Source organism: Methylobacterium aquaticum, from assembly GCF_016804325.1.
Classification (GTDB): Bacteria; Pseudomonadota; Alphaproteobacteria; order Rhizobiales; family Beijerinckiaceae; genus Methylobacterium; species Methylobacterium aquaticum_C.
Map to the genome: position 1 here is coordinate 3,122,738 of NZ_CP043627.1, position 11,551 is coordinate 3,134,288.

The window sequence follows — 11,551 nt, forward strand, 5'->3', positions numbered from 1 at the left end:
GACGCGCCCCTACAGCGGAAAAACCTTATGACATATTAAACTTAGCCACCGAACGAATACTATGACTATGATATGACACTGTCAGGAAAAACATAAAATTTGAATCGAATACAATTGGTTCATCCCACGTCACCGCTGCGCTCGTCAAGCGCAGCGATGACTGGTTTTCAGCGCCGGGCCCGGCGCGGCCGGTCAGGCATCGAGGTAGCGCCGCCGGAGATGGCCAAGGAAGATGTCGGCCGAGAGCGGCCGCCCGGTCGCCGCGGTCAGGATGCCCTCCGTCCCGAAGGCGCTGCCCTTGTGATGCACGTTCGTCCGCAGCCAGCCGACGAGGGGCGTGAAGTCGCCGCGTGCGAGGCCGGGGCGCAGGTCGGGCTCGGCCGTGCAGGCGGCATCGAACAGCTGCGCCGCCATCATCGCCCCGAGGGTGTAGGTCGGGAAGTAGCCCCAGGCGCCGCCGGGCCAATGGATGTCCTGGAGGCAGCCCCGGGCATCGTCCGGCACGGTGAGCCCGAGGAGCCGGTGCATCCCGTCGTTGAAGGCGCCCGGCAGGTCGCCGATCTCCATCTCGGCCCGGATCAGCGCCCGCTCCAGCCGGTAGCGCAGCAGGATATGGGCCGGATAGGTGCATTCGTCGGCATCGACCCGGATGAAGCCCGGCGCGACCTTGGTGTAGTTGCGATACAGCGCGTCGGCCTCCCAGGCCGGGCCGGTGCCGCCGAAGGCCTCGCGCACCAGTGGTGCCAGATACGCGACGAACTCGCGGCTGCGGCCGGCCTGCATCTCCAGGGTGAGCGACTGGCTCTCGTGCAGGCTCATGCCGCGGGCAGCCCCCACCGGCTGGCGGCGCCAGGCGGCGGGGCGGCCCTGCTCGTAGAGGGCGTGCCCGGTCTCGTGCAGCACGCCCATCAGGGCGCGGGCGAAGTCCGTCTCGTCGTAGCGCGTGGTGATGCGCACGTCGTCCGTGGCGCCGCCGCAGAACGGGTGCAGGCTGACGTCGAGCCGCCCCCGGTCGAAGTCGAACCCCGCCGCCCGCATCAAGGCGAGCCCGACCTGGCGCTGGGTCTCGACCGGGAACGGCCCTTCGGCGGTCGGCGCCGGCCCCGCCGCCGCCTGGCGCGCCCGCGCTTCGGCGATCAGGCCCGGCAGCTCGGTCTCCAGCACCGAGAACAGCGGGTCGATCGCCGCCTGCCGCAGGCCCGGATCGTAGCTGTCGAGGAGGGCGTCGTAGGGGGAGAGCCCCAGGGCCTCGCCCTTCGCCCGGCCGATCTCGCGCTGGAGATGCAGGACCTCGGCGAGATCGGGCCGCAGCAGCGCGAAATCGGACGTGCGGCGGGCCTCGCGCCAGGTCATCTCCGCCCGCGATACGGCGCGGGAACTGGCCTCGACGAGGTCGCGCGGCACCGCCGCGGCGTGGGTGTAGGCGCGGCGCATCTCGGCGAGGTTCGCCCGTTGCCACGCGTCGAGCCCGCCTTCCGCCTCGGCCGCGGCGAGCCGGTCGGTGGTGGCGGGATCGGTGAGGAGGTCGTGCGCGAGGCCGCGCAGCACCGCGATCTGGTCGCCCCGCCCCTCCGCCGCCCCGTCCGGCATCAGGGTCTGGGCGTCCCAGCCGAGGATGCCGGAGGCGTCCTCGAGGGCGCTGATGCGGGCGAAGGTGGCTTCGAGGGCGCGGTAGGCCTGCATGGGGAAATCCGGTCGGAGGGGAATCGTCGTCGGGTTGTCGGACGGGGCGTGGGGCCTGGCAAGGGCACGGCCGGCGATCGGAGCGGTCACGGCGAGCCGACCGCCACCGATCGCGATCGTGTTGTGAGCCTGCCTCCTGGGAGCCTGCCAGAGCAGGATTTTCTGTAAATGATTTGAGTGAGGCGGGATCGTCTCATCCTCTGACCTCATCCTGAGGTGTCAGCCGATTGAAAATCGGCTGACCTCGAAGGAGGGCTCCAGGGATCGCAGAGGCTTCTGGAAGCCTCCTTCGAGGTCAGTCGATCTCCGATCGACTAACGCCTCAGGATGAGGTGGTAGGATAGGAGATCCTATAGTCCCTTTCAGCTTGGTCGGAACGATCCGCTCAGACAGGCTTTCAGACTCAAGGTCTTGTCGGATCGGAACCTTGATACCGTTGCGGCAGCCCGCGCCCTGGTCCGTCGGCATCTCCCGGTCAAGGCGGCTCACGCGCTCATGACAGATCTGTTCGATTCGGGCGAAGCCTATGTCGAGGTGCCGAAGGTCGAGGACCTGTCCCGGCTTGTCGCGGAACTCGAAGCCGTGGGGATCACGGGACACGACAGAGTTATGAGACATGCCTGGCCGAGCGTTCCCATCCACGACCTCATCCTGAGGTGCGAACGGAGTGAGCCTCGAAGGAGGGCTCCAGAAGCCTCTGCGATCCCTGGAGCCCTCCTTCGAGGTCAGTCGATTTTCAATCGACTCATACGATTTCCGATTGATCGCTTCGCGATGCGGAAATCGGCTTCGCTCAAACGTGTGAAGCCTACGGCTTCACCGCGCGGGCTCGTGATACGAATTCCGGAAGTGATTGTCCGGAATTCGTATCACACCTCAGGATGAGGTCGTGGATAGGTAAAGACGATGCCGGCTGGCTTCACGTCCCCGCCGTTGTGGTGCCTTCAATCCCGATAGAGCGCGACTGCCCCCGCCCCTCACGGCTCCACCCGCCGCAGCACGAAGGTCGTGCCGATCTCCGGGTCGCGGCGCCAGCGCCCCTCCCCTAGCGGGATCAGCTCGACGCTGTGGCCGCGCCGCGCCACCAGGGTGAGGCGGCCGGCCTCGTAGTGCCAGGCGGTGGGGTCGAACAGGGCGAGGCCGGGATCGCGGCAGCCCTCCTGCACCTGCGCGCTCGCAGGCTTGAGCATCACCCGGCAGACGTCCTTCTCGACGAAGCGGTCGAGGGTGTAGAGCCCGGTCACCGCCGCGGCGGTCGAGGGCGCGATGGCGAGGCCGTCGCGAGAGGAATCCCGTGCGGTCGGCAGCGTCGAGAGCGCCGCCGTCGTGATCAGCGGCGTCTCCGGGGCGGCGGGCCGCGCCCCGGCAGAAAGACCGCCTTGGGCCAGGCTGTAGCGCTCGCCGCTCGGCGATTCCGCGCTGCGGATGCCGTCGTTGTCCGGGCTCGCGAAGGCCAGCACCGGCTGGCCCTCGCGGTCGAGGAGCTGGATCAGGCCGCCCTCCTGGCGCCAGCCGCCGAGGCCGTTGACCACGGGCAGCGCCCGCCGGCAGCCCGCCGGGAAGCGCAGGGCCTGTCCGACCGGGCCGGGCTCGGCGGCCAGCATCACGCCGCAGCGGCGGAAGCTGCCGTCGAGCGCCAGTTCCCAGGGCCCAGCCGCATCGCGGGCCGGGCTCGTCTCCTGCGCCGCCGCGCATCCCGTCCAGGCAAGCAGACCGAGGACCGGAAGGAGGCGGCGCAGGCGCATGGACGTGGCTCTCTCAGGTCTTGGACTTCCAGGGTGTCTCGGCCACCGGCGTCACCGGACCGTTGCCCTGGAACCAGGAGGTCAGGTTATCAACGACGAGCTGGCCCATTGCGTTGCGCGTGTGGTGCGACGCCGAGCCGACATGTGGCAGCAGAACCGCATGCTCCTGGGCGATCAGGGCGTCGGGCACCTTCGGCTCCTCGGCGAAGACGTCGAGGCCGGCGCTCTGGATCGTGCCGTCGGCCAGAGCCGCGGCCAGCGCGTCCTCGTCCACCAAAGTGCCGCGGGCGACGTTGATCAGCACGCCCTCCGGTCCCAGCGCCTCCAGCACCTCGCGGCCGACGATGTTCTTCGTCTCGGGCCCGCCCGGTGCGACCACCATCAGCACGTCGCAGGCCTTCGCCATCTCGATGAGCGAGGGGAAGTATTCGTAAGCAACATCCGCCTGCTTCGTCCGGCCGTGATAGGCGATCGGCAGACCGAAGGCGACGAGGCGGTGGGCGATCGCCCGGCCGATGCGGCCGAGCCCCAGGATGCCGACCTTGCGCCCGCGGAGCGTGCCGGTCAGCGGATAGGGCTTCTCCAGCCACTTGCCCTGGCGCAGGTAGCGGTCGACCTGCGGGATCTGCCGGACGGTGGCGAGCAGCAGGCCCACCGCCAGGTCCGCGACCTCGTCGGTCAGCACGTCGGGCGTGTTGGTCACGATCACGCCGCGCCGGCCGCAGGCCGCCGCATCGATCGTGTCGTAGCCGACGCCGAAATTGGCGACGATCTCGAGCTTCGGCAGCCGGTCGAGCAGGGCGTCGTTCACGTGGACATGGCTCACCGCCATGCCGCGGATCTTGGAGGCCACCTCGTCGAGGAAGCGCTCCTTGTCCTCGGCCAGGTCGCCGCGATGGAGGGTGAAATGCCTCTCCAGGCTCTCGGTCACCAGCGGCGCCATCGGCCGCATGATCAGAACGTCTGTGGACTTCAAGCCTGTCTCCCGGTCGTTTCTCGCGCATCCGACGATGGGCGCATGGCGAGGGCGCTTGATCTTGCGCCCCGCGCGCCCGATGATGGCCGCCAACACGAGAGGCGGCAACCCAGGCCGCCCCGTTCTTACGGGTCGAGGAAACAACCCAGATGAGCGCCAGACGCCCTCCCCCGGGCTCGCCTGTCGTGTGTTCGTCGTCTGCCTGTGGCAGCGCTGCCGTTTCGGGCCGCGCGCCGCGCGCGACCGCTATCTGATCAACACGACTACGAGGAGCCGATGGCCGGGCTGGAAATCAGGAACGTGCGCAAGTCGTTCGGGGCCACCCCGATCCTGCACGGCGTCTCGATCGACATTCAGGACGGGGAATTCGTGATCCTGGTCGGCCCGTCGGGCTGCGGGAAATCGACCCTTCTGCGCATGATCGCGGGGTTGGAGAACATCACGGCGGGCGAGATCCGGATCGGCTCGCGCGTCGTCAACGCGGTGCCGCCCAAGGAGCGCGACATCGCCATGGTGTTCCAGAACTACGCGCTCTACCCGCACATGACCGTGAAGGACAACATGGCCTTCTCGCTCAAGCTGAGAAAGGCCGCCAAGGAGGAGATCGACAGCCGGGTCGGCCGCGCCGCCTCGATCCTCGGCTTGGAGAAACTCCTCGACCGTTATCCGCGCCAGCTCTCGGGCGGCCAGCGCCAGCGCGTGGCGATGGGCCGGGCGATCGTGCGCGACCCTCAGGTCTTCCTGTTCGACGAGCCCTTGTCGAACCTCGACGCCAAGCTGCGCGTGGCGATGCGGGCCGAGATCAAGGAGCTGCACCAGCGCCTGCGCACCACCACGGTCTACGTCACCCACGACCAGATCGAGGCCATGACCATGGCCGACAAGATCGTGGTGATGCATGACGGCGTGGTCGAGCAGGTCGGTGCGCCGCTCGAACTCTACGACCGGCCCGACAACATCTTCGTCGCCGGCTTCATCGGCTCGCCGTCGATGAACTTCCTGAAGGGCAAGATCGCCGGCGACACGTTCCGCACCGAAGGCGGCCTGACCCTGCCGCTGCCGACCCGCGGCTCGCGCCCCGCCGACGGGATGCCGGCGGTCTACGGCCTGCGGCCCGAGCACGTCCGTCTCGCCGAGAACGGCGTGCCGGTGGAGGTGGCGGTGGTGGAGCCGACCGGCTCCGAGACCATGGTGCTGGTGCGCCCGCCCGGCGGCGGCGCCAAGGACATCGCCAACGAGGTCGCCCGCGACATCGCCTGCGTGTTCCGCGACCGGATCGGCGCCGGCCCGGGCGAGCGGATCAGCATCACCGCCGATCCCGCCCTCGTCCACCTGTTCGATGCCGAGAACGGCCGCCGGCTGAGCTGACGGCCCGATGGTTCGGCCGGCGGCGGGACGCCATCCCGCCGCCGGCCGCGCTCGACCACCAACCAGAATCATCCCGGGAGAGACGCCACGATGTCAGCCTTCGATCGTCGCCAGATCCTCAAGGGGGCGCCGCCCTCGGCCTCGCGTCCGCCGCGGGCCTCGAGGGCTTCGCCCGCGCCTGGGCGCAGGAGAACCAGTGGAAGCCGGAGGCCGGCGCCTCGCTCAAGCTCCTGCGCTGGAAGCGCTTCATCCCGTCCGAGGACGAGGCCTTCATGCGCCTCGTCGACGCCTTCACCAAGGCGACCGGCGTGCCGGTGAGCGTGACGAGCGAGTCCTTCGACGACATCCAGCCCAAGGCGTCGGTGGCGGCCAATACCGGCCAGGGCCCGGACATGGTCTGGGGCCTCTACTCCTTCCCGGCCCTGTTCCCGTCGAAATGCATGGAGGTCGCCGACGTCGCCGACTACCTCGGCAAGAAGTACGGCGGCTGGCTGCCCGCGGCCGAGGCCTACGGCAAGGTCAAGGGCAAGTGGATCGCCATCCCGATGGCGTTCAACGGCGGCTACATCAACTACCGCATCTCGGCCGTGAACAAGGCCGGGTTCCAGAAGGTGCCGGAGGATCATGCCGGCTTCCTGGAACTCTGCAAGGCGATGAAGAAGAACAACACGCCGGCCGGCTTCGCGCTGGGCCACGCCACCGGCGACGCCAATTCGTGGATCCACTGGGCCCTGTGGTCGCACGACGCCTACCTGGTCGACGCCAACGAGAAGATCGTCATCAACTCGCCGGAGACCGCCAAGGCGCTCGAATACGTCAAGGCGCTCTACGAGACCTTCGTGCCCGGCACGGCGTCGTGGAACGATTCGTCCAACAACAAGGCCTTCCTGTCGGGCGACCTTTATCTGACCGGCAACGGCATCTCGGTCTACGCCGCGGCCAAGAACGAGAAGAAGGACATCGCGGCGGACATGGACCACGCGGTCTGGCCGGTCGGCAAGTCCGGCAAGCCGACCGAGTTCCAGCTCGCCTTCCCGATCCTCGCCTACACCTACACCAAGGCGCCGAACGCCTGTAAGGCATTCATGGCCTTCGCGCTGGAGGCCCAGAACTACAATTCCTGGCTGGAAGCCTCGCAGGGCTATCTCTGCCACCCGCTCCAGGCCTACGCCAACAACCCGATCTGGACCGCCGACCCGAAGAACAAGGTGTTCGGCGAGGCCTCGAGCCGCACGCTCGCCGCCGGCGGCCTCGCCCCGGTGAGCGAGAAGGTGGCCGCCGTGCTCGCCGACTTCGTCGTCGTCGACATGTTCGCCTCCTACTGCACCGGCCGCGAGGACCTGAAGGGCGCGATCAAGACGGCGGAGAGGCAGGCCCAGCGGATCTTCCGGTCGGCCTGACGGATCGCTCCGTCTCTCCACTGTGAGCCTCCGCTCGAAGGCCTCGACGGATCTCACACCCGCCATCGTCATTCCGGGGCCGCGACAGCGGAGCCCGGAATCCAGACACTCAGGTGGAACAGGAAGAGGCGGGACGACGACAGCTTCGTCCTGCACGACCTGCGGTTCTGGATCCCGGGCTCCGCTGTCGCGGCCCTGGGATGACCCTGTGGAGTTGGAACTGTAGCGATCATCCTGCCGTCGATGCAGTCGATGACGTTCCATCGTCGTTGAAACATTTGCTTCCTGCTTCCACCCTCGCAGTGACAAAATCAAACAACACCCGGAGGAGGCTCCCCGTGGCCGATATAGCCCTCGCCCGCCCCGCCCCGGCGGCGCCCCCGACCGGCTCGGCCTGGAGCCGGTTGCGGGCGAGCCGCGGCTGGCTGGGCTTCTGGTTCATGCTGCCGGCAGCCGCGATCCTGCTGCTGTTCCTGGCCTATCCGCTCGGCAAGGGCGTCTGGCTCTCGCTCACCGACACCCGCATCGGCCGCGGCGGCAACTTCGTCGGGATCGAGAATTACGAGTGGCTGTGGGACGACAGCGTCTTCTGGCTCTCGGTGTTCAACACGCTCGTCTATACGGGCTTCGCCTCGGTGGCGAAGTTCGGCATCGGCCTCTACCTGGCGCTGCTCCTCAACAAGCGGCTGCCGTTCAAGGCGCTGATCCGCTCGATCGTGCTGATCCCGTTCGTCGTGCCGACGGTGCTGTCGGCCCTGGCGTTCTGGTGGATCTTCGACAGCCAGTTCTCGATCATCTCGTGGTCGCTGCGCCATCTCGGCCTGCTCGACCACAACATCGACTTCCTCGGCGATCCGACCATGGCGCGGATCTGCGTGACCTTCGCCAACATCTGGCGCGGCGTGCCGTTCATCGCCATCACGCTGCTCGCCGGTCTTCAAACCGTGTCGCCTTCGCTCTACGAGGCGGCGACGATCGACGGCGCGACGCCGTGGCAGAACTTCCGCCACATCACCCTGCCGCTCCTCACCCCGATCATCGCCGTGGTGATGACCTTCTCGGTGCTGTTCACCTTCACCGACTTCCAGCTGATCTGGGCGATGACCCGCGGTGGCCCGGTGAACACGACCCACCTCATGGCGACCCTGTCCTACCAGCGCGGCATCCTGTCGGGGAATCTCGGCGAGGGCGCGGCCATCGCCACCGCGATGGTGCCGTTCCTGATCTTCGCCATCGGGATCTCGTGGTTCGGCCTCCAGAACCGCAAGTGGCAGACCGGCTAAAAGAAGGATCGAGCACCCATGGCCGCCACGACCACGACCGCCGACTCCACCCCCGACAACAGCGAGGGCATGGCCTATCTCGACACGCTGCCGAGGCGCGTCGTCACGGTCTACCTTCCGCTCTTCGTCATCCTGGTGGTGCTGCTGTTCCCGTTCTACTGGATGGCACTGACCGCCATCAAACCGGACGAGCAGCTCATCGACATGGACACCTACAACCCGTTCTGGGTGGTGTCGCCGACGCTCAAGCACATCTCGAAGTTGCTGTTCCAGACCAACTATCCCCTGTGGCTCTGGAACACGATGATGATCTCGGTGGCGGCCACCGTGCTGTCGCTGTTCGCCAGCGTGCTCGCGGCCTACGCGATCGTGCGGATCCGCTACAAGGGCGCGGTGGCGGTCGGCGCGGCGATCTTCCTCGCCTACCTCGTGCCGCCCTCGATCCTGTTCATCCCGCTCGCCACCATCATCCAGGCCTACGGGCTCTACGACTCGCCCTTCGCCCTGGTGCTGGTCTATCCCACCATCCTGATCCCGTTCTCGACCTGGCTCTTGATGGGGTACTTCAAGACCATCCCCTACGAGCTGGAGGAATGCGCGCTGATCGACGGGGCGAGCCGGTGGCAGATCCTGGTCAAGATCATCCTGCCCCTGGCGGTGCCGGGGCTGATCTCGGCCGGCATCTTCTCGCTGACCTTATGCTGGAACGAGTTCATCTACGCGCTGACCTTCCTGTCCTCGACCCAGAACAAGACCGTGCCGGTGGCGGTGGTGAGCGAGTTCGTCGACGGCGACATCTACCGCTGGGGCTCGCTGATGGCGGGTGCGCTCGTCGGCTCGCTGCCGCTGGTGATCCTGTACTCGTTCTTCGTCGAGCACTACGTCTCGGCCATGACCGGGGCGGTGAAGGAGTAGCAACCCGGCGTTCTCGGGTGGGAGTGTTCGAAGACGCTCGCCACCCGAGAGAGCCCGATCGACTCGCTCGACAGTCCTGACATCCTCCGGGTCATTCCGGGGCCGCGCAGCGGAGCCCGGAATCCAGAACCGCAGGTGATGCAGAACGAAGCGGAAGGCCGTTCGATTCTTCCTGAACTCATCCGCGGTTCTGGATTCCGGGCTCCGCTGGGCGGCCCCGGAATGACCCGGTGGGTATGAATCTTCGGAGGCTCATCACGCAGGCTCCGAAGCGACGACGTCCCCGCACGCCGTGCGAGCCCTGCATCCCCTTGCGGCGCGATGGGGTCTACCCGTCGGCGGTTCAGACGGTTACATGACGGGTCCGCGGCGCGCGCACGCCATGCCCCCGCCCCCACCGTCAGGTCTTCGTGACAAGGCAACAATTCCGATGACTGCCCCTCGCACCCTCTACGACAAGATCTGGGACGACCACGTCGTCGATCGTCAGCCGGACGGCACCTGCCTCCTCTACATCGACCGGCACCTCGTCCACGAGGTCACCTCTCCCCAGGCCTTCGAGGGGCTTCGTCTCGCCGGGCGCCGGGTGCGCCATCCGGAGAAGACGCTGGCGGTGGTGGACCACAACGTCCAGACCTCGGACCGCAGCTTCGGCATCGAGGATCCCGAGAGCCGCACGCAGATCGACACCCTGGCCGAGAACGTCCGCGAGTTCGGCATCGAGTATTACGACGCGCTCGACAAGCGCCAGGGCATCGTCCACATCATCGGGCCGGAGCAGGGCTTCACCCTGCCGGGCCAGACGATCGTCTGCGGCGATTCCCACACCTCGACCCACGGCGCCTTCGGGGCGCTCGCCCACGGCATCGGCACCTCGGAGGTCGAGCACGTCCTCGCCACCCAGACGTTGATCCAGAAGAAGGCGAAGAACATGCGCGCCGTCGTCGACGGGCGCCTGCCCGCCGGCGTCGGCGCCAAGGACATCATCCTGGCGATCATCGGCGAGATCGGCACCGCCGGCGGCACCGGCCACGTGCTGGAATATGCCGGCGAGGCGATCCGGGGCCTCTCGATGGAGGGGCGGATGACGATCTGCAACATGTCGATCGAGGGCGGCGCCCGCGCCGGCATGGTCGCCCCCGACGAGACCACCTTCGCCTACATCAAGGACCGGCCGAAGGCGCCGAAGGGCGAGGCCTTCGAACGCGCGGTCGCCTATTGGCGCAACCTCGTCTCGGACGAGGGCGCGCATTTCGACCGCGAGATCCGGTTGGATGCCGCCAACCTCCCCCCGATCGTGACCTGGGGCACGTCGCCTGAGGACGTGATCTCGGTCCAGGGCCGGGTGCCGGATCCGGCCTCGATCGAGGACGAGAACCTGCGCTCCTCCAAGGAGAAGGCCCTGTCCTATATGGGCCTGACCCCGGGCACGAAGATCACCGACATCGCCCTCGACAAGGTGTTCATCGGCTCCTGCACCAACGGCCGGATCGAGGATCTTCGGATCGTCGCCCGCATGGTCGAGGGCAGGAAGATCCATCCGAACGTCAGCGGCATGGTGGTGCCGGGTTCGGGCCTCGTGAAGCAGCAGGCGGAAGAGGAGGGCCTGGCCCGGATCCTGATCGAGGCCGGCTTCGACTGGCGCGAGCCGGGCTGCTCGATGTGCCTCGGCATGAATGCCGACCGCCTCAAGCCCCACGAGCGCTGCGCCTCGACCTCGAACCGCAACTTCGAGGGCCGCCAGGGCCACAAGGGCCGCACCCACCTCGTCTCCCCGGCGATGGCGGCGGCCGCGGCGATCGCGGGCCATTTCGTCGACATCCGCGAGTGGCCGGCGGGGTTCTGATTTCGTCTCACGAAACGGCGGAGTTCGGCGTTGACGCCGGCTCCGCCGCCGACTAAACGACTGACACCGGGGCGCCGCCAAGGCGACGCTCTAGGGCCCAGGTGGCGGAATTGGTAGACGCGCTGGTTTCAGGTACCAGTGGTGCAAGCCGTGGAGGTTCGAGTCCTCTCCTGGGCACCAACACCCTTCGATGGTGTTGATGCCGACCGTGATGATGATGCGCTCTCATCCGGTGCAAGCCCAATCATAATTGAAGACGTTCAGGCTTCAAAGATCGTCTGATCGCGCGTGTGAGTCGAACTCGCGCGCACGCGGGCATGTCTCCACGCCATCCC

7 protein-coding genes, 1 tRNA gene and 1 pseudogene are annotated in these 11,551 nt (G+C 67.4%); 6 read left to right on the forward strand and 3 right to left on the reverse strand.

Going from position 1 to position 11,551, the window contains the following annotated elements; genetic code table 11:
* Nucleotides 1–192: 192 nt before the first annotated feature.
* The 3 genes from F1D61_RS14190 to F1D61_RS14200 all read right to left on the reverse strand — a co-directional run bounded on the left by F1D61_RS14190 (nucleotide 193) and on the right by F1D61_RS14200 (nucleotide 4,404).
* Nucleotides 193–1,683 (reverse strand): carboxypeptidase M32, encoded by a 1,491-nt coding sequence (locus F1D61_RS14190; RefSeq protein ID WP_203158563.1) that lies wholly within the window; start codon nucleotides 1,681–1,683, stop codon nucleotides 193–195.
* Between the two features lie 977 nt (nucleotides 1,684–2,660).
* Nucleotides 2,661–3,428 (reverse strand): AprI/Inh family metalloprotease inhibitor, encoded by a 768-nt coding sequence (locus F1D61_RS14195; protein ID WP_203158564.1) that lies wholly within the window; start codon nucleotides 3,426–3,428, stop codon nucleotides 2,661–2,663.
* Nucleotides 3,429–3,441: 13 nt separating this feature from the next.
* Nucleotides 3,442–4,404: a 2-hydroxyacid dehydrogenase gene (locus F1D61_RS14200; RefSeq protein WP_203158565.1), complete on the reverse strand. Its 963-nt coding sequence runs from the start codon at nucleotides 4,402–4,404 to the stop codon at nucleotides 3,442–3,444.
* Between the two features lie 276 nt (nucleotides 4,405–4,680).
* Here F1D61_RS14200 and F1D61_RS14205 point away from each other — a divergent pair, with 276 nt between their 5' ends.
* From F1D61_RS14205 to F1D61_RS14230, 6 genes and pseudogenes are all read left to right on the forward strand, one after another.
* The gene (locus F1D61_RS14205) at nucleotides 4,681–5,772 is read left to right on the forward strand and encodes an ABC transporter ATP-binding protein (protein ID WP_203158566.1); all 1,092 of its coding nucleotides are present in this window, start codon (nucleotides 4,681–4,683) and stop codon (nucleotides 5,770–5,772) included.
* Between the two features lie 90 nt (nucleotides 5,773–5,862).
* A pseudogene (locus F1D61_RS14210) lies at nucleotides 5,863–7,172 on the forward strand (ABC transporter substrate-binding protein).
* Between the two features lie 338 nt (nucleotides 7,173–7,510).
* Nucleotides 7,511–8,455, forward strand: coding sequence for a carbohydrate ABC transporter permease (locus F1D61_RS14215; protein ID WP_203158567.1), 945 nt, complete (start codon nucleotides 7,511–7,513; stop codon nucleotides 8,453–8,455).
* A gap of 18 nt (nucleotides 8,456–8,473) precedes the next feature.
* Nucleotides 8,474–9,370: a carbohydrate ABC transporter permease gene (locus tag F1D61_RS14220; protein WP_203158568.1), complete on the forward strand. Its 897-nt coding sequence runs from the start codon at nucleotides 8,474–8,476 to the stop codon at nucleotides 9,368–9,370.
* Between the two features lie 430 nt (nucleotides 9,371–9,800).
* Nucleotides 9,801–11,216, forward strand: a complete 1,416-nt coding sequence (gene leuC, locus F1D61_RS14225) for a 3-isopropylmalate dehydratase large subunit (protein WP_203158569.1) — start codon at nucleotides 9,801–9,803, stop codon at nucleotides 11,214–11,216.
* A 95-nt stretch (nucleotides 11,217–11,311) separates the two neighbouring features.
* Nucleotides 11,312–11,396, forward strand: a tRNA-Leu gene (locus tag F1D61_RS14230).
* Nucleotides 11,397–11,551 lie beyond the last annotated feature (155 nt).